Source organism: Bacillus sp. TH50 (assembly GCF_016650565.1).
Lineage (GTDB): Bacteria > Bacillota > Bacilli > Bacillales > Bacillaceae_G > Bacillus_A > Bacillus_A mycoides.
Genome location: NZ_JAEKFM010000007.1, coordinates 1096399 through 1115709, shown reverse-complemented (window position 1 = coordinate 1115709; position 19311 = coordinate 1096399). Strand labels below are relative to the sequence as shown.

The window sequence follows — 19311 nt, the reverse complement described above, 5'->3', positions numbered from 1 at the left end:
TGCAACTCTCCCCTCTTTTTACGCTTTTTCTTGCGATTCTTTCCCAAGCTTCGCATCGATTGTTCCTTCTGCAACTGTATCGCTAATTTGTTCCTCAATAACTGAGTTAGCAGTATTATTTGTTTCAGAAGTATAGGCTTGATCTGCCGCTTGTACGTTTTGTTTATTTTGTTGTTTCACCATTTTTCATCCTCCTTTTCATTCTTTCTTATTTTGAACAAAAAGGGTGATTTTCATCAAAAAATCGTGTTTCATTTTGAAATTATTACTTCTTCTTCAAGCAATCTCATCGTTCTTACTCGTTTCGTAAATGTAGCTATGTGAGAAATATCATGATTGCGTAATGTCTTTATATTCTCTTCCACATACTTTCCTAAATCATTCGGATAATGGGCATCTGAGGATAGAGTAATCGGAACTCCATGCTTAGCTAATACTTGTAAATAAAGCGGACTTGGGCACATTTCGCGCACAGGATATCGATAGTACAATCCCGCATTTATTTCTGTTGCTGTATTTGTTTCCACTAACGCACGAGCAATTTCCTTATAATAAGAAAGCTGTTCATTCTCATCTAACCGGTAATTAAATACTTTTATGTTATCGAGGTGAGCTATAATATCAAAAAGCTCGGAACGAACAGCACTTTCAACTGTAGCGAAAAACGTGTGATATAAAGTATGTAACTCATGCGTACCAAAATACTCTTTCGTATCTGGATTATCAAATCCCCATCCATCTATAAAATGGACCGAACCGATTACATAATCAAAGTCTCCTAATGCTAGTAAACCTTTTAACTCTTGTTCACCCCCGATAAAATAATCCGCTTCAATTCCAAGTTTGAGCGTTATCCCTCGTTTACTCCATCGCTCTTTTGCCTCTTCAATCGCCTTTGTAAAATCATAAATAGACGTTACTCTTACTTGATCTAACCATTCTTTTTGCAGGCGACCAAGCCTAGAATCACTAATATCTACATACTTTTCATAATATCCTTTCGCTTCATGAAAACGATATAAATGATCGACAATACCAACTTCTTTTATACCTTTTCGCACAGCTTCTTCTAAATATAAATCAATCCATTTCGCTGTAAATGGACCTTCCTTCACACGTCTTTGCAGGCGTTCTTGTGTTTTCATAAGCCATTCCATAGAATGTTTTTCTTCTTTAAGCGGTTCAAAATATTGTAGCGCATCATTTATTTTAGCTAGCCACCCTATTGAATATGGTCCTTCTTCTAAATGAATGTGATAGTCCACTTTCATCCATATTCCCCCTTATAATGTATCTATTTCTCTTCTGTCCCCTACTCGCGAAAGCTTTCCATTTCTTTCTTTCACTTCTTGCATGACATCTTCTAATGGAATATTTTTTTCGGCTAATAGAACAAAACAGTGATAGAACACATCAACCATTTCTTTTACTATTTCTTCTTTATCATTATTTTTAGACGCAATAATTACTTCGGTGCACTCCTCACCAATTTTCTTTAAAATTTTATCTTCACCTTTTGAAAATAAATAATTCGTATATGATTCAGAGAGTGGATTTTTCTTTCGTTCTTCAATTGTTTCAAATAATAACTTAAGGATATCTTCCATATGTATCCCCCTATATAATTTTGTAGTGAAAACACGTTTTTTCTCCCGTATGGCAAGCAGGCCCTACTTGCTTTACGACAACAACGATTGCATCTTGATCACAGTCTAAATAAAGTGATTGCACATATTGGACATTTCCCGATGTACCTCCTTTATTCCATAACGATTGTCTCGAACGGGAATAAAACCATGTTCTTTTCGTTTCCAGCGTCTTGTCATACGCTTCTTCATTCATATAAGCTAACATTAAAACTTCTTTCGTATCTTCCTCGATAACAACAGCTGGTATCAATCCTTTTGCAAAATTAGGTTTCATAACCGCACCTCAACGTTTGCTTCTCTTAATTTTCTCTTTACATCTTGTACAGTCGCTTCACCATAATGAAAGATTGATGCCGCTAATGCTGCATCAACTGTTGTCTTTTGAAATACTTCTATAATGTGATCTACATGACCACATCCACCTGATGCGATTACTGGAACAGAAACGCTGTTTGAAATTGCTCCTGTTAAACGAAGATCATATCCATTTTTTGTTCCATCTGCATCCATACTCGTCAGTAAAATTTCTCCTGCCCCGAGCTTAACAACGCGCTTTGCCCATTCGATTGCATCCATCCCTGTATCGACTCTTCCGCCGTTCACGTATACATTCCATTTATCTTCCTCTACTTTTCTAGCATCAATTGCTACGACAATACATTGTGAGCCAAAATGTTCCGCACCTTCCTGGATTAACTTCGGATTTCTCACTGCCGCTGAGTTTATTGAAACTTTATCTGCTCCAGCTCTTAGTAAATTGTACATATCTTTAACACTTGAAATCCCCCCGCCAACTGTAAGAGGAATAAACACCTTTGAGGCTGTTTGTTCTACAACATCTATAATCGTTTTTCGCCCTTCATGCGTCGCAGTGATGTCTAAAAATACGATTTCATCTGCTCCCGCATCATTATATAATGCGGCTATTTCAACAGGATTACCGACGTCTTGTAACCCTATAAAATTCACACCCTTTACTACCCGCCCTTCTTTCACATCTAGACATGGAATAATTCGTTTTGCTAACATAGTTTTGTTACCTGTAACACTTTTTCTAAATCAATCGTTTTCTCGTAAAGTGCCTTCCCAATAATGACGCCATATATGTTCATATCATTTAATCTTTTCACATCTTGAATAGATGCGACACCTCCAGATGCAATCACACGAATACCCACGCTTTTTTGCAGTAACTCTAATTGCTCAAAATTTGGTCCTGCAAGTGTCCCATCTTTTGAAATGTCCGTAAACACAATCGTTTGAACACCTACACTTTCCATTTGCTTCGCTAAATCGATGTACGAAATTTCAGACACATCTAACCAGCCCCTCGTTGCTACGAAACCATTTTTCGCATCAATTCCAACTATGATTTGCTCCTTATATAGACGAACCGCTTCTTCTAAAAATGATTTATCGTAAAGAGCAGCCGTTCCTAATATCACTTTTTCTACACCTACTGACAACAACTTCTCCACTGCCGCGAGTGACCGAACTCCTCCTCCAATTTGCACCGGAATACGTACCGCCTTGCAAATTTTTTCAATGACAGGTAAATTTACTGACTCCCCAACAATTGCTCCATCTAAATCAACAACGTGTAGTATTTTCGCTCCAAGTTTTTCAAATATGATTGCTTGTGCGACTGGATCTTCATTCATCACCGTTTCTTTACTAAACTCTCCTTGATAAAGCCTGACGCATCGTCCTTCTTTTAAATCGATAGCTGGGAAGATTTCCATGCTTCTACCACCCCTTTGAAATTTTTTAACATTCGCATCCCAATTTCCCCACTTTTTTCAGGATGAAACTGTGCGCCAAATATATTTCCTTTTGCTACAAAACCAGGTACTTTCACTCCATATTCACTTGCCCCATACACAATTTCATTCGGACAATCTGCATAATAAGAGTGGACATAATATACGAAAGAACCGTCCTCTACTCCATTCCAAAGCGATATTTCTCCTTCTTTTTTTAATTCATTCCACCCCATATGTGGAATTTTATAAGGAACTTTTAACTTTCGAATAACACCTGGCAATAAATTTAATCCGTTACAATTTTGTAGTTCCTCACTTTTTTCAAATAAAAGCTGCATTCCTAAGCAAATACCCAGAAGCGGTTTTCCTAAGCTCCCAACTTCTTTTAGCACACATACTAAATCTTTTTCTTCTAAAACGCCCATCGCTTTCGGAAATGTGCCTACTCCTGGTAAAATAACTCCATCACTTCTCAATATTTCTTTTTTATCATCCGTTATGATGTACTCTGTTCCAATATATTTTAATGCTTGTTCCACACTACGAATATTTCCCATTCCATAATCTATAATTGCAATCAATTACAACATCCCTTTCGTTGAATTTACACCATTAATATTGGCATTTTTATCGACTGCCTCTCTAAGCGCTCGACCGAACGCTTTAAATAAAGCTTCAATTTTGTGATGTGTATTGCTTCCGTATAAAATGCGAGCATGTAACGTAATATTTGCAGCATGAGCCACTGCTCTAAAAAATTCTTCCGTTAATTCTGTGTCAAAATCCCCTAGCTTCGGATTTGTTAATTCACCTTGAAATACAATATATGAGCGCCCGCTTATATCAATCGCGACAAATCCTAAAGATTCATCCATCGGTACATACGCTGAGCCGTAACGGTTAATCCCTTCTTTATTTTGCAATGATTCTTTCAAGCAAGTTCCGAGTACAATTCCAACATCTTCAACCGTATGATGAGCATCAACGAATACATCACCTTCAGCTTCAATTTGCAAACCAAATCTTCCGTGTCTAGCAAATAAAGTTAGCATATGATCAAAAAATCCAACTCCTGTTTGCACAGAAACATTCGTACTTTCATCAAGTTGCAAACTTAATTTAATTTTTGTTTCCGTCGTCTCACGTACTTGACTAGACTCGCGCATTATTCTTCCTCCTTAAACCTAATTTGGATTGCTCTTGCGTGTGCATGTAAACCTTCTTTATTTGCAAGTTCTACAATATGATGCTGTACACTTCTTAACGCTTCTTCCGTATACGAAACGAAGCTTGATTTTTTTACGAAATCATCGACGGATAACGGAGAAAAAAATCTTGCCGTTCCACTTGTCGGTAATACGTGATTCGGCCCCGCCAAATAATCTCCGAGCGGTTCAGGTGCATATGGACCAAGAAAAATTGATCCAGCATGCTTTACATAAGCTAGAGCATTCATTGGCTCTTTTATGTGTAACTCTAAATGTTCTGGAGCGATTTCATTTGATAAATGAAACGCCTCTGCTAAAGAAGGGACAATAAAAATTGCTCCATTTCTTTTTATGGATTCACGAGCGATTTCACTTCTAGGCAACGTCTTTAGCTGCCTTTCTATTTCTCTTTCTACTTCTTTAGCAAGCTTTATATTTGTTGTAATACAAATAGCTGTTGCCCTCTCGTCATGTTCTGCCTGTGATAATAAATCAGCAGCAATATATTCGGCATTTCCTGTTTCATCTGCGATAACTACAATTTCTGATGGTCCAGCAATCATATCGATATTGACTATCCCATATACTTCTCTCTTCGCTAGCGCGACATATAAATTCCCTGGCCCAACTATTTTATCTACTTTAGGAATCGATTCCGTTCCATATGCTAGAGCAGCAATTACTTGAGCACCACCGGCCATATATATTTCATCTACACCTGCAAGACTTGCAGCAGCTAAAATATGCGGATCAATTCCTCCTTGCTTCGGCGGTGTTACCATTACAATTTTTTTCACTCCTGCGAGTTTTGCTGGCAATACATTCATTAATACTGATGAAGGATACGAAGCAGTCCCGCCCGGCACATATACACCTACATTTTCTAACGGACGAATAAGCTGCCCTCTAATTACCCCTTCACTCACGCAATCAAACATAGATTGTCTTTTTTGCTTTTCGTGATACGAGATAATATTTTTCTTCGCCTCTTTTAACGCTTCTAAAAAAGCTTGTTCTACAAACTTACTTGCTTGTTTTATTTCTTCCTCACTTACACGAAAATCTTTTGTCTCTACACCATCAAACTTTTTTGTATAGAACGATAAAGCCTCATCTTTACTCTTCCTTACGTTTTGAACAATTTCACTTACACTTCTTTGAACAGTTTCTTCTATTATATTAGCGCTTTCTCGTAGCGATTTTATTTTCGATAAAGCCTCTTGGAAATCTTCAAAAACTATCTCCATTTAAAGTCCCCCTATTTCCCTGACAAAATTTCTTGTTCCATCATATTTATAATACAGAATATTTCGTCTTTTTTAGTTTTCAATGCAGCCTTATTCACAATCATTCGAGCTGATATAGAGCACATTTCCTCAAATACAATTAACCCGTTTTCTTGTAATGTTTTTCCTGTTTCAACAATATCAACAATGGCATCTGCCAAACCTAGAAGTGGAGCAATCTCTACAGATCCTTCTATTTTAATAATTTCTACATCCTCCCCTTTATCATGAAAATATGTAGAAGTAATGTGCGGATATTTCGTAGCAATTCGTTTTTTTCGATAACTCTTCGGATTATACGTAGGAATAGAAGCGACACAAAATTTACACACGCCCACTCCTAAATCGACCATCTCATATATATCTTTCTCAAATTCCATTAATATATCTTTTCCAACGACTCCAATATCAGCTACGCCATGTTCTACATAAGTAGCAACATCTACCGCTTTCACTAAAATAAATGAAATGTTTGTGTTTTTACTTTTAAACACAAGTTTTCTTCCTTTATCTTTGAGCTCTGAACAATCAATTCCAATTTTTTCAAACAGTGGAATAACATGCTTTTCTAATCTTCCTTTCGTTAACGCAATTTGAATGTTACGCATGAAGCCTCCCCTTCTTTCTGGATGATCCATTTCTCTCTCCATACATATTCCACTAGTGACTCACTCTTCGCCTCAACGACTATCATTATTTTATTCTTGTTTGCAAATTGAAAAGTATCGTTTAAATTAGAGAATAAAGATAACTGGGCATTCTTCCCGTCCTTTTGAAGTAAATTTCGTAACCTTTCCGCTTCTGCTAATCTATTTAACTCATAATGAATCATAATATCTATTCTCTTTCGTTTATATGGTTCTTGCTGCTCTTGAAGTGCCTTAACTATTTGATTTACTTGCACCGCGAGCCCAACCGCTGGCATCATCTCTCCAAAATTTCCAATTAACTCATCATATCTTCCGCCACTAACAATCTCTTCTCCAATTTCATATATATACCCTTTGAAAATAACACCCGTATAATAATCCAAATGTTGAACCATACCTAAATCAATTGATATGTAAGAGCCATATCCTAACTGTTCAATTGTTTCATATATTTCTTTCACTCTCGCAATGGCCATTTTCATTTCATTACTTGAGGCGAGTTTTTCTGCTTCCTCAACAACATCTAAACTCCCGAATAACCTTGGTAGTTTCTCAAGTAACCTTACTGTTTCATCACACCGATTTAATTTCTTTTCTTCTATAAAGTGTGAGAGTGCGGCATAATTTTTACTTTCAATATACGTTCTAAGTAACTTCTCTTCTTCATCATTAATGGGGAGCTTTTTTACGATACATTTATATAACTGCACTTGCCCAATCTCAATTGTGAAAGATTGCACCTTTAATTTTTGAAGTGCTTGAATTACGCTTATCACACATTCAATTTCAGCCCTTACATTTTCAATCCCGATAATTTCAATACCACTTTGCACTATTTCATTATATTTCCCAGTAAGGGACTCATTCGCCCGAAATACATTCCCGCTATAAGTTACTTTAAGAGGAATATCTCCTCTCTGTGTTCCAATTACTCTTGCTAAAGGAATTGTCATATCTGGGCGTAAAACGATAATCCGTCCTTTTTCATCGAAAAATTTATACATCTTTTCTTCATCTATCGGCCTGTTTTGAAATGCAAAAACATCATAAAATTCAATTGTAGGTGTCCTTATTTCTTCATAACCTCTCTCTAAAAAGGTCCGTCTTAATTTTTGTTCCACTTCTTCAATTAACGTACATTCTTCGAATAAGTAATCTCTCGTTCCATTCGGATTTGCCCGTTTCCACTTTGTCATCTGAATTCACACACCCTTCCCTCTTTAATTTATGCCCATTACATCCACCCAAACCGAAAATAAAAAGAGCCTTGTAGACAAAATACCTACAAGGCTCTTTAGTAGAGTGTAGGTACAACGGGAATAACCCTTGTGCCTACACGTTTTCACGTTAGGTTCAAGGGTTTCATGTATGATGATGTAGTTTTGTAAGCATTTTAATAGATTGCATGATATTCATAATACTTACTCCCTTTCTCCTCTGATTTTTTACATATTATATAACAGTTAATTCTGAATGTAAATACATTTCGAATATTCTATTTTCAGTTAATGTGAAGCTACTTTTCTTTCATACTCTTCAATTTCTTGTTCATATTGCATTGTAATGCTGATTTCATCTAGACCATTTAATAATTTTTCTTTCCACATTTTCTCGATTGTAAAATGAAACCTGTGCGTATTCGTAATAATTACTTCATTCTCTAAATCAACTTCCATTTGATCTCTCGCATTCGTTTTGGCAAGTTGTTCACGCATCTCTTTATCCATTACAATCGGTAACATACCATTCTTCATACAATTCATATAAAAAATATCTGCAAATCCTCCGGCGATAATAACGCGGAAACCATAATCCGCAAGCGCCCAAGGGGCATGTTCTCTTGAAGAACCACATCCAAAATTATCACCTGTAATTAATATACTTGCTCCTTTTCGTTCTTGTGCATTAAGGGGGAAATTAGGATTTTCATGGCGCTCATTATCGTAACGCCACTCATCAAATAAATATTTTCCAAATCCCGTCCTTTCAATTCTCTTCAAATATTGCTTCGGAATAATTTGATCTGTATCAATGTTATCATTCATAAGTACTGCGGCAGTACCTTTATGAATATGAAATGGTTCCATCGTAACTCTCCTTTCTAATATCAACAAAATGACCATATAACGCAGCTGCTGCAGCCATAGCTGGACTTACTAAATGTGTTCGTGCTCCTTTCCCTTGCCTTCCTTCAAAATTACGATTTGAAGTAGAAGCACAATGTTCTCCTTCAGGTACTTGATCTGGATTCATCCCAAGACACATTGAACATCCAGGCTCTCTCCATTCAAATCCCGCTTCTTCAAATATGCGATGTAAGCCTTTTTGCATCGCCCGCTCTCTCACACTTTTTGATCCTGGTACAACGAGTGCTCGCACACCTTCTTTTACCTTTTTCCCTTTTACAACAGATGCAGCAATTTCTAAATCAGATAAACGTGAATTTGTACAAGAACCAATGAAGACATGCTTAACAGGAATTTCAAACGTACTTTGCCCAGGGCTCAATCCCATATATGAAAATGCTCTTTCATCATTTTCGTTATGCTTCTCTGGTAATTTTTCATCAATAGGAACACCCATACTAGGATTTGTTCCCCAAGTGACATACGGTGCTAAATCCGTAACATCTACCGAAATATGTAAATCATAAATTGCATCTGAATCTGTATAAAGCTCCGACCATTTTCCCGTAAACGTTTCATAGTCTTTCGGTGCATATTCACGCCCTTTTACATAAGAAAATGTTTTCTCATCTGGTGCAATGATGCCAGCTTTCGCTCCCCCTTCAATTGCCATATTGCAAAGTGTCATTCTCTCTTCCATACCCATATCACGAATCGTCTCTCCGTAGAATTCCATTACATGCCCCGTTCCAACCGCTACACCGTACTTTGAGAGAAGATGCAAAATAATATCCTTTGCATAAACGCCTTTCGGTAACTTTCCTTTTAATTCAATCCCCATCGCTTTCGGTTTTCGTTGCCACAGCGTTTGAGTTGCTAATACATGTTCTACTTCACTCGTACCAATACCAAACGCTAAAGCACCGAAAGCACCGTGGGTTGCTGTATGGCTATCACCGCATACAATCGTTTTCCCCGGTTGTGTGAGCCCAAGTTCTGGTCCTATAACGTGAACGATTCCTTGCTCTTCATCACCAATATCGGCTAATCGCACCTTAAATTGTTTACAATTGTCACGAAGTGTATCCAATTGCTGCTTCGCAATGCGATCGGTAATATTCCAAACATCTTTCGTTGGAATATTATGATCCATCGTTGCAAACGTTAATTCCGGTCTCCGAACAGTTCGATTTGCAAGCCGCAAGCCTTCAAAGGCTTGCGGTGACGTTACTTCATGAACGAGATGAAGATCGATATATAATAAATCCAATCCATTTTCATTCGTTACAACTACATGTCTTTCCCAAAGCTTATCTAGTAACCTTTTCCCCATTATCTTCCTCTCCCTACTAGTGCCTGCTCTTCCATTTCTTGAATAACTGCCCTCGTAAATGAAGTTGTCGTCTCATTCCCCCCAATATCAGCTGTACATTTCCCAGATTGAAGAACTGCAGAAATTGCCTCTTCAATCGCATACCCTTCTCTCGTTAATCCAAATGATTGCCCAAGCATCATCGCTACTGAACGCATCATCGCAATTGGATTCGCTTTATTTTTACCTGCAATATCTGGCGCTGATCCGTGAATAGGCTCATATAAAGACGGCCCGTTTTCCGCATGGCTCGCTGATGGAAGCATTCCTAATGACCCTGCTAATACAGAAGCCTCGTCGCTCAAAATATCACCAAATAAATTTTCTGTTACGATAACGTCAAATCTCCTTGGGTTTCGAATTAACTCCATAGCAGCTGCATCTACTAAAATGTGCTCTAATTCAACATTAGGATAACGAAGAGCTACTTCTTCCGTAACAGCTCTCCACAATTTACTAGATTCTAAAACATTCGCTTTATCAATAGAGGTTACTTTTTTCTCTCTCTTACTCGCTAATTGAAAAGCATACGACACGATACGTTCAATTTCATGACGATGGTACGTAAGTGTATCAGTTGCCGATTCTTCCGTTCTTTCTTTCGGATAAGAGAAATAAATACCGCCTGTTAGTTCACGAACGACAACGAAGTCAATTTCATCTGCGTTTTTTAATGGCGATAAATGTGCAGTTGCGCTTTCTACTGTTACAGGACGAACGTTCGCAAATACACCAAGTCCTTTTCTTAAAGCTAATAATCCTTTCTCTGGCCTTTCTTTCGCATCATCCCACCGCGGTCCACCAACCGCTCCAAGTAAAACCGCATCACTCGCTAAACAAGCGGCAAGTGTTCGCTGTGGTAATGGTTGCCCATTTAAATCGATAGCCGCTCCGCCAAAGTACTCATCTTGTAAATGAAAGTGATGTCCATATAGCCTCTCTACCATACGCAATACTTCCTTCGCGCTTTCCATAATTTCCGGACCAACACCATCACCCGCTAAACAAACGATACGTTTTTCCAATTAAAACACTCCTTTTTATCTGAATTTTCAGAAATATATTTTGATAAGTAAGGGACGATCCCCTCACTTATCAAACAGTTACTTCACAAGAGTAATAAAAGATTTTAATTTTCCGGCCGCATGAACATACGCTCTCGCCGATGCTTCTAATACGTCTTGCGCAACACCAAAACCTGATACTTGATGAGTTCCTTCTTTTAATTCAACATGAACATGTGCAAGTGCATCTTGACCTTGCGTTATAGATTGTATGCGATAATCCGCTAAGTCACATTCTAATCCTAAAATTCTTTGAATTGCATTATAGATCGCTTCAATACTTCCAGAACCAGTTGCTGCATCTTCGTACATATTTCCTTCCTCATCTTTTAGTACAACCGTTGCACACTGTGTACTATTTGATACGAAATGTACTTGCAATTGAGTAATGCTATATTGCTGGGCCGCAAATGCTGCTTCACCAAGCATAAGCGCACGTAAATCTTCTTCTGTAATTTCTTTTTTACGGTCAGCCAAGTTTTTAAATGCTTCAAACACCACATCTCGTTCTTCTTTTGTAAACTCATAACCAAGTTCTTTCATTTTTTCAGTAAACGCATGGCGCCCGGAATGCTTTCCTAATACAAATAAATTTTGTGACTCTCCAATCAGTGATGGTTCAATAATTTCATACGTCGTTACTTCTTTTAATACACCGTCTTGATGAATACCTGATTCGTGAGCAAAAGCATTTGCTCCAACAATCGCCTTATTTTTCGGTACAACCATACCCGTTAACCGACTTACTAACGTACTCGTCGCTTTAATTTCTTTTAATGTCATAGAGGATTCTGCTTCATAGAAATCTTTTCTAATATGGAGAGCAACCGCGACTTCTTCTAGCGCCGCATTCCCCGCTCTTTCTCCAATTCCATTAATCGTTCCTTCTACTTGTAACGCTCCGCCTTCAACCGCAGCTAACGAATTCGCTACTGCCATCCCAAGATCATCGTGACAATGACAAGAGAAAATTGCTTTTTCATACGACGGAACGGATTCTTGTAAGTATTTAAAAAGAGAATAATATTCTTCTGGATTCGTATATCCAACTGTATCAGGAATATTGATTACATTCGCTCCTGCGCGAATCGCGACTTCTACTGCTTCAGCTAAAAATGCTCTCGATGTTCTTGTTGCATCTTCTGCTGAAAATTGAACTGTTGGAAATAGTGATTTCCCGAGCGTAACCGAGCGATGTATGCTATCTAATACATCTTCTTTTGACATACAAAGCTTATATTTCATATGAATGTCACTCGTAGCTAAAAATACGTGTAAACGAGGAGAGACAGCGCCTTTCACAGCTTCATAGGCTCTTCGAATATCACTTTCTTTCGCTCTAGCTAAACTCATAACCGTAGCATTTTGAATGGTATTTGCGATACGTTTTACCGATTGAAAATCACCTTCAGAAGCTGCTGCGAATCCAGCTTCCATTACATTAATACCAAGTCTCTCTAGTTGCCTCGCAATCTGTAATTTCTCTTGTTCATTTAAATTAACTCCTGGTGATTGTTCGCCATCACGAAGCGTCGTATCCATGAACAAAATTTGCTTCATATTATTTAATCCCTGCCTTTACTCGCGGCTGTACAAACGGCATCATTTCACGTAATTTACGTCCAACTACTTCAATTTCGTGTTCATTCTCTTTCTCATTTGTCGCATGGAAATTTGGTTTTCCTGCTTTATGCTCTGCAATCCAGCCTCTTGCAAATGTACCATCTTGAATTTCTGCTAGCACTGCACCCATCGCTTTCTTCGTATCTTCCGTTACAACGCGTGGTCCTGATACGAAGTCGCCCCACTGCGCTGTATCTGAAACTGAATATCTCATATTTTCAAGTCCGCCTTCATACATAAGGTCAACGATTAGTTTTAGTTCATGTAAACATTCAAAATATGCAACTTCCGGTTGATAACCAGCATCAACTAACGTTTCAAACCCAGCTTTTACTAGTGCAGTCACTCCGCCGCAAAGTACAGCTTGCTCTCCAAATAAATCTGTTTCTGTTTCTTCTTTAAACGTTGTTTCTAATACACCTGCTCTCGTCGCCCCAATTCCATCTGCATATGAAAGTGCCTTTTCAGTCGCAACTCCTGTTGCATCTTGATATACTGCAAATAATGCAGGAACAGCTCCCCCTTCCGCAAACGTACGACGTACTAGATGTCCTGGACCTTTCGGTGCTACTAGAAATACATCTACATTAGCTGGCGGTTTTACTTGATCAAAGTGAACATTAAATCCATGCGCGAAAACGAGAGAATTGCCACCTTGTAAGTTTGGTGCAATTTCAGCTTCATATACTTCCGGCTGTAATTCATCAGGTAGTAGAATCATTACTACATCTGCTTTTTCTGCTGCTTCCGCTACTTTATATACAGAAAAACCGTCTTCTTTCGCCTTATCCCATGACTTCCCTTTCCTCAGTCCTACTACCACATCAAATCCGTTATCACGTAAGTTTTGCGCATGCGCATGGCCTTGCGATCCATATCCGATGATTGCTACTTTCTTTTCCTTTAATACATTTACCGTTACGTCTTTTTCATAATAAACTTTCGCCATTTTCATTTCCCCCTATTTTTTAAATAATTATTGAATTAACATAACTTGTTTATCTTGTTTTTTCATACTACGTGTAAATGCTGTTACACCTGTTCTAGCAATTTCTTTCAAACCATATGGACGAAGTAATTCAATTAACGCTTCTACTTTCTCCTGGGTACCTGTTACTTGCACCACTATGGAATCCTTCCCAACGTCTATTACAGCGGCTCGGAACGGTTCAATTAAACTATATAATTCTGCTCTTGCTACAGACGTTGCTACTTTAATAAGTGCAAGTTCTCTAGCGATCATCGCTTCTTCTGTAATATCTGATACTTTCAGTACATCGATTTGCTTATGCAGTTGTTTAATTAACTGCTCAACTTGCTGTTCATTTTCAACGTGTACAACAATCGTCATTCTCGAAATATCCGATGATTCCGTATGACCTACTGAAATACTTTCAATATTAAAATGTCTACGTGTCATAACACCTGTAATTCGATTTAACACACCGCTTTGATTTCGAACTGTCGCTGTTACAATTCTCTTCACCTTTTCTCCACTCCCTCCATTTGATGAACGCCTTTTCCTGGGGCAACCATCGGCATTACCTTTTCGGATTGAAGTACGCGGCAATCAATTAAAACAGGCTCTCTTAACTTAATTGCATACTGTAATTGTTGCTTTGCAAGAAGTGGGTCTTCAATACGAACACCTTTTATACCATAAGCATTGGCAAGCGCAACAAAATCTGGTTGGCATGAAAGTATGGAGTGCGAATATCGCCCATTATAAAATTCCTCTTGCCATTGTCTTACCATCCCTAAAGCTTCATTATTTAAAATAAAAACTTTAACTGGTAAAGAATGCTCTTTTAATACACTTAGTTCTTGCAAGGTCATTTGAAATCCAGCATCACCGACAATTGCAATAACTAGTTCTTCAGGCTTTGCGATTTGTGCACCTATTGCTGCTGGAAACCCGAAGCCCATTGTTCCCAACCCCCCAGAGGTTACCCATCTATCTGGGTTTTTCAGCGGATAATATTGAGCTGCCCACATTTGATGTTGCCCAACATCTGTTGTTACAATCGCTTCTCCTTTCGTAATTTCGTATAGCATATCAATTGCATATTGAGGTTTAATACGCTCTGCATGTTCTTTGTAAGAAAGAGGGTATTTTTCTTTTCTACTATTCAATAATGAGAGCCAATCATTGTGATTTATTTCCCCTTCCTTAAAGTTGAGTAGAGCTTCTAATGCTTGCTTCGCACTCGCAACAATAGGGATTTCAGTCGGCACATTTTTCCCAATTTCCGCTGGATCAATATCTATATGTGCGACAATTGCCTCTTTAGCAAAATAAGCTAAATTTCCAGTAAGACGATCATCAAACCTTGCTCCTATATTAATAAGTAAGTCACATTCGTATAACGCCATATTTGCGGTGTATGAACCGTGCATTCCTCCCATCCCTAGAAATAGTTCATCATCTGGCGGAAACCCACCAAGACCAAGTAATGTATGAACAACTGGAATATGATATTTGCGAGCAAAACTTGTTAATTCTTTCGATGCTTTCGCATGCAATACACCTGCTCCAGCTAAAATTAACGGTTTTTTTGAAGTCGCAATCGCTTGTAATAATTTGTTTATTTGTAGTAGATTCGGTTCGTAATTAGGCTGGTATCCTGGTAAATCCATTTGTACATCACTACATCGCTCACCTTTCTCTACTACCATATCTTTCGGAAGGTCAATTACGACTGGGCCTGGTCTTCCTGTTCTAGCGATATGAAATGCTTCTTTAATAATTCGGGGTAAATCCGATGCTTTTCGTACTTGATAATTATGTTTTGTCACCGGCATCGTAAGCCCCATAATATCAGCTTCTTGGAAAGCATCACTCCCGATTAACGTTGTTGCTACTTGCCCTGTAAATACAACAAGTGGCAATGAATCAATCATCGCGTCAGCTAGACCAGTAATAACATTTGTAGCACCCGGTCCACTTGTTGCAATTACCACTCCTGGATTTCCTGTAATTCTTGCATATCCTTCAGCAGCATGAATTGCACCTTGCTCATGCCTCGTTAAAATATGCGGAATTTCACAATCATAAAGCGCATCATATAGAGGTAAAACCGCACCACCTGGATAACCAAAAATCACCTCTACTCCTTCCTTTTCTAGCGCTTCTAACAATAGCTGTGCACCAGTTGCCAGTTTCTCTTCCGTTTTTGAAGACATTTTTCTTATAAGCCCCCTTTTTTAAAACATTTATAAAATAAAAAAATCCTACGTCCACACTCCAGCTATGTGCTGAAGGGACGAAAGATTTCGCGGTACCACCCTTCTTTGCAAGATTACTCTTGCCTCAGTGACTCGGGATATGAGTCTAGCTAATAACGGAGCTACCGTCTAAGCCTAAACAAACGTTTCAGCTTAGCACTCAAGGGTGATGTTCGTCGACGTGAACCATCGGTTTCCAGCAACCACCGACTCTCTGTGAGGCTTCACAGTCAACTACTCCTCCCTATCAACGCTTTATCATGTCATAAGAGCTATTATCCAACTTTATTTTCTTCGTAAATTTTCTCTCCATCTTCTACAACTAATTTACGGAATTCTTCTAATAAACGATTCGTATGTGGCCCTGTTCTACCTAAACCAATCGTTCTTCCATCTACTGTCGTAACAGCAATTACTTCAGCAGCTGTTCCTGTTAAAAACACTTCATCAGCTACATATACATCATGCCTTGTAAATAATTCTTCTCTTACGTCATATCCAAGTTTTTCGCCGATTTCTAAAATCGCGTTTCGTGTAATACCTTCTAACGCTCCAGCAGAACTTGGTGGTGTAATTAATTTATTTCCCTTCACAATAAATACATTATCTCCAGAGCCTTCAGCTACATATCCTTGGTCATTTAACATAAGTGCTTCTTGTACTCCAGCTAATTTCGCCTCAATGCGAACTAAAATATTATTTAAGTAATTTAAAGATTTTACTTGAGGCGATAAAACATCCGGGCGATTGCGACGCGTTGCAACTGTTATAATCGGAATCCCTTTTTCATAATATTCTTGTGGAAATAAAGATAATTGCTCTGCAATTACTACTACATTTGGTTTCGTACAAGAATCGGGATCTAATCCCAAGTCCCCAGGTCCTCTTGATACAACGAGGCGGATATATCCATTAGATAGCTTGTTTTGTCGAATCGTTTCAACAACGATTTTCGTTGCTTCTTCTAACGTATATGGAATTTCTAACATGATGGATTTCGCTGATTCATATAACCGGACAAGATGCTCTCTCAAACGGAAAACATTACCGCTATATACCCTAATTCCTTCGAACACTCCATCGCCATATAAATAGCCATGATCATATACTGAAACCTTTGCTTCGTCTTTTGGAACAAATTCTCCATTTAAGAAAATCCACTGCTCGTTCACTTGAAAGCGCCCCCTATGTTCTATGAGTTTTTTATTGTTTCCTAGTCTACTCTCCTTTTCAAATAAATCAAGTGAATTTTTAGAAAATTTTTAATTTTTAATCGTACGTACATCTTTGTTTATATTGATTTAATAACATTGTTAACGTTTACAAAAAAGTCAAAAAATTTTTTCGTCAAATTCTACTAAAAAAATATTTGTTTAAAAGAAGGGTTTTCGCCAATTGATACGAATCTATTGTATTCAATAAACGGACGTCCGATTTTATAAATCCGGGAATATACAACGACTTTTGGTGAAAAAGGGGGAAAATAACAAAAATAACGCTGTCTAAAAATAACATTCATATTTTTCATTTAGTAATCATAATCCTATTTTTAAAAAACAATTTGTCAAATTGAAGGAGGAAATAACAATGGCGTGTGTACAAATTAAAGGAACGAGACAAGAGGTAGTAGAAATGCTACAACTATTTGATCTAATGGATACGAAAGGATTTTGTAAATTCGATAATTACGTTGAAGTAGAACCAAATAGTAGGAAACATAACAACTACACAGCTTCAATCGATATTCAGTCTAATAACAGTTCAGCACAAGATACATTAAATGATCAATTCGTTAGTCAAATGCTTACTGGTGTATATAACGACTAAACAAATATTCTCTTCCTACCATCTTTTCATAAATATATGCTATGGACTTGAGCATACTAGCAACTAGATGGTAGGAGGTGAAAATTATGGCTAGAATTGGTGTTGAGAACTCTTTAACAGATGTTCAACAAGCTCTTCAGCAACAAGGACATGAAGTCGTTTCACTTAACTCTGAAAATGATGCACATGGGTGTGATTGTTGCGTTGTAACCGGGCAAGATTCTAATATGATGGGCATTGCAGATACATCGATAAAAGGATCTGTAATTAAAGCACATGGTTTAACAACAGATGAAATTTGTCAGCAAGTTGAAAACCGCACTTAATCATTTTTATCACATTATTTGTGAGCTAACATGTAAAGGGAATGGAATGGTCCCACTGATTATAGTTTCAATTTATTTATAGAAAGAGGGCTCCTTTTCAAAAGGAGCCCTCTTTTTTATATTCACCTAACGGGAAAGTAACATATACTGGATGAAAGCCCTACCTCTCTCTCATCATTACGGTTCCACTGACCGCTCCTTGATTCACTAGTATACATATAAAGCTTACATATACAATTTATAGGGTTTGTTCACAAAAGTTGTTGGTAAGACTACCCGATCTTTCGCAAACTTTTCGTATTATATTCATAAGATTTATTTACTTTACACTAGCTTTAACCGAGACACGAATTAAAATTTTAACACCAATACAATAACTTGTCAACATTTTTTACAAATTAAAAACAGACATTAACGGTTTGTCTGTTTTAGAATGGAGCTTTTTCTTTTATTACATATACAACAAAACCGCTTACTAACATACATAAGCCAACTACTAAGTTTTTGATATTAATCATAAATTCCTCTCCCTTATTCCACACATCATATATATTTACAGTTCAATTATTCCGCTCGTCATAAAGCGCACTTTTTCTAATATATCATAATTCCTAAAAAATGCAAGTTCACTTTTGGCGACCATTCACAAATTTATCCACAGTGCTTGGCACAGTATTTAACGCTTTTTCAATTAAATGTGTACTACTATTGAGATGCAACACTTGCACACCGTTAGAACCAACTACTAAAAAAGCAACTGGGCTAATAGAAACCCCAGCCCCGCTTCCGCCTCCGAATGGATGACTTTGCTTGTTCTCTTTATGCTGCCCTTGTCCGCTGTTATGTTTTTCGGAAATAAAATTACCTTTAAAGTCACTTCCACCAGCTCCAAAACCAAAAGCCACTTGAGATACTGTTAATACTACATTTCCATCAGCTGTTGAAACCGGACTTCCAACAATCGTATTTACATCTACCATCTCTTTTAAATTTGTCATTGCTGTTTTCATTAAATTTTCAATTGGATGTTCCATTATGTACTACACCCTTTCCTCATTATTCTTTTTTATACTTTCCAAAATAGAGGAAGTCATACTAAGTTTTCCTATTTCGAAAAAACATTTTCCACTTTCCAATTGGATATTACTCCCTGTACATGCTCGGATAAAGTGAAACTTTAATCAGTGGAGGT

23 protein-coding genes and 1 other annotated feature are annotated in these 19311 nt (G+C 37.6%); of the genes, 2 read left to right on the top strand and 21 right to left on the bottom strand.

Annotated elements, in window-relative coordinates:
* Positions 1-18 precede the first annotated feature (18 nt).
* The 19 genes from JFU23_RS22835 to ilvE all read right to left on the bottom strand — a co-directional run bounded on the left by JFU23_RS22835 (position 19) and on the right by ilvE (position 17138).
* Positions 19-183 carry a YozQ family protein gene (locus JFU23_RS22835; protein WP_002011700.1) on the bottom strand — a complete coding sequence of 55 codons (165 nt, stop codon included), beginning with the start codon at positions 181-183 and terminating at the stop codon, positions 19-21.
* Positions 184-251: 68 nt separating this feature from the next.
* Positions 252-1271: a histidinol phosphate phosphatase domain-containing protein gene (locus JFU23_RS22830; RefSeq protein ID WP_002011701.1), complete on the bottom strand. Its 1020-nt coding sequence runs from the start codon at positions 1269-1271 to the stop codon at positions 252-254.
* Between the two features lie 12 nt (positions 1272-1283).
* The gene (gene hisE, locus JFU23_RS22825) at positions 1284-1607 is read right to left on the bottom strand and encodes a phosphoribosyl-ATP diphosphatase (RefSeq protein ID WP_002011702.1); all 324 of its coding nucleotides are present in this window, start codon (positions 1605-1607) and stop codon (positions 1284-1286) included.
* Between the two features lie 10 nt (positions 1608-1617).
* Positions 1618-1923 carry a phosphoribosyl-AMP cyclohydrolase gene (gene hisI / locus JFU23_RS22820; protein ID WP_002086731.1) on the bottom strand — a complete coding sequence of 102 codons (306 nt, stop codon included), beginning with the start codon at positions 1921-1923 and terminating at the stop codon, positions 1618-1620.
* Complete coding sequence (gene hisF / locus JFU23_RS22815) at positions 1920-2678, bottom strand: imidazole glycerol phosphate synthase subunit HisF (RefSeq protein WP_088034932.1); 759 nt, start codon at positions 2676-2678, stop codon at positions 1920-1922. The genes hisI and hisF overlap by 4 nt, the downstream gene beginning before the upstream one ends.
* A complete protein-coding gene (hisA, locus tag JFU23_RS22810; RefSeq protein WP_002086736.1) occupies positions 2672-3391 on the bottom strand; it encodes a 1-(5-phosphoribosyl)-5-[(5-phosphoribosylamino)methylideneamino]imidazole-4-carboxamide isomerase in 720 nt (239 codons plus the stop codon). Before hisA ends, hisF begins: the two co-directional genes overlap by 7 nt.
* A complete protein-coding gene (gene hisH / locus JFU23_RS22805; protein WP_002011707.1) occupies positions 3364-3993 on the bottom strand; it encodes an imidazole glycerol phosphate synthase subunit HisH in 630 nt (209 codons plus the stop codon). The genes hisA and hisH overlap by 28 nt, the downstream gene beginning before the upstream one ends.
* The gene (hisB, locus tag JFU23_RS22800; protein ID WP_002030662.1) at positions 3994-4578 is read right to left on the bottom strand and encodes an imidazoleglycerol-phosphate dehydratase HisB; all 585 of its coding nucleotides are present in this window, start codon (positions 4576-4578) and stop codon (positions 3994-3996) included.
* Positions 4578-5867 (bottom strand): histidinol dehydrogenase, encoded by a 1290-nt coding sequence (hisD, locus tag JFU23_RS22795; protein ID WP_201032766.1) that lies wholly within the window; start codon positions 5865-5867, stop codon positions 4578-4580. Before hisD ends, hisB begins: the two co-directional genes overlap by 1 nt.
* Before the next feature lie 11 nt (positions 5868-5878).
* Positions 5879-6514 (bottom strand): ATP phosphoribosyltransferase, encoded by a 636-nt coding sequence (gene hisG, locus JFU23_RS22790; protein ID WP_033708301.1) that lies wholly within the window; start codon positions 6512-6514, stop codon positions 5879-5881.
* Entirely contained in the window at positions 6490-7752 is a 1263-nt protein-coding gene (locus JFU23_RS22785) for an ATP phosphoribosyltransferase regulatory subunit (protein WP_201032765.1), read from the bottom strand. Before JFU23_RS22785 ends, hisG begins: the two co-directional genes overlap by 25 nt.
* A 309-nt stretch (positions 7753-8061) precedes the next feature.
* Positions 8062-8643, bottom strand: a complete 582-nt coding sequence (leuD, locus tag JFU23_RS22780; RefSeq protein WP_002126281.1) for a 3-isopropylmalate dehydratase small subunit — start codon at positions 8641-8643, stop codon at positions 8062-8064.
* Complete coding sequence (gene leuC / locus JFU23_RS22775) at positions 8621-10015, bottom strand: 3-isopropylmalate dehydratase large subunit (protein ID WP_002011716.1); 1395 nt, start codon at positions 10013-10015, stop codon at positions 8621-8623. The genes leuD and leuC overlap by 23 nt, the downstream gene beginning before the upstream one ends.
* Positions 10015-11079, bottom strand: a complete 1065-nt coding sequence (gene leuB / locus JFU23_RS22770; protein WP_201032764.1) for a 3-isopropylmalate dehydrogenase — start codon at positions 11077-11079, stop codon at positions 10015-10017. The genes leuC and leuB overlap by 1 nt, the downstream gene beginning before the upstream one ends.
* A gap of 78 nt (positions 11080-11157) precedes the next feature.
* A complete protein-coding gene (leuA, locus tag JFU23_RS22765) occupies positions 11158-12678 on the bottom strand; it encodes a 2-isopropylmalate synthase (RefSeq protein WP_002064438.1) in 1521 nt (506 codons plus the stop codon).
* Between the two features lies 1 nt (position 12679).
* Entirely contained in the window at positions 12680-13696 is a 1017-nt protein-coding gene (gene ilvC, locus JFU23_RS22760) for a ketol-acid reductoisomerase (RefSeq protein WP_201032763.1), read from the bottom strand.
* Positions 13697-13717: 21 nt separating this feature from the next.
* A complete protein-coding gene (gene ilvN, locus JFU23_RS22755; RefSeq protein ID WP_000822948.1) occupies positions 13718-14227 on the bottom strand; it encodes an acetolactate synthase small subunit in 510 nt (169 codons plus the stop codon).
* A complete protein-coding gene (gene ilvB, locus JFU23_RS22750) occupies positions 14224-15924 on the bottom strand; it encodes an acetolactate synthase large subunit (protein WP_201032762.1) in 1701 nt (566 codons plus the stop codon). Before ilvB ends, ilvN begins: the two co-directional genes overlap by 4 nt.
* Before the next feature lie 73 nt (positions 15925-15997).
* Positions 15998-16226: a binding site (T-box leader), on the bottom strand.
* A gap of 15 nt (positions 16227-16241) precedes the next feature.
* A complete protein-coding gene (ilvE, locus tag JFU23_RS22745) occupies positions 16242-17138 on the bottom strand; it encodes a branched-chain-amino-acid transaminase (protein WP_201032761.1) in 897 nt (298 codons plus the stop codon).
* Positions 17139-17553: 415 nt separating this feature from the next.
* Between ilvE and JFU23_RS22740 the strand changes: the two genes are divergently transcribed.
* Both JFU23_RS22740 and JFU23_RS22735 read left to right on the top strand, forming a co-directional pair.
* On the top strand, positions 17554-17793 hold the full coding sequence (locus JFU23_RS22740; protein WP_002011724.1) for a DUF3911 family protein: 240 nt from the start codon (positions 17554-17556) through the stop codon (positions 17791-17793).
* Positions 17794-17879: 86 nt separating this feature from the next.
* Entirely contained in the window at positions 17880-18119 is a 240-nt protein-coding gene (locus JFU23_RS22735) for a YkuS family protein (RefSeq protein WP_002011725.1), read from the top strand.
* 428 nt (positions 18120-18547) lie between these two features.
* Here JFU23_RS22735 and JFU23_RS22730 read toward each other — a convergent pair whose 3' ends face one another.
* Positions 18548-18637 carry a hypothetical protein gene (locus tag JFU23_RS22730; RefSeq protein WP_000608225.1) on the bottom strand — a complete coding sequence of 30 codons (90 nt, stop codon included), beginning with the start codon at positions 18635-18637 and terminating at the stop codon, positions 18548-18550.
* Between the two features lie 108 nt (positions 18638-18745).
* Positions 18746-19153 carry a GerW family sporulation protein gene (ytfJ, locus tag JFU23_RS22725; protein ID WP_201032760.1) on the bottom strand — a complete coding sequence of 136 codons (408 nt, stop codon included), beginning with the start codon at positions 19151-19153 and terminating at the stop codon, positions 18746-18748.
* Between the last annotated feature and the right edge of the window lie 158 nt (positions 19154-19311).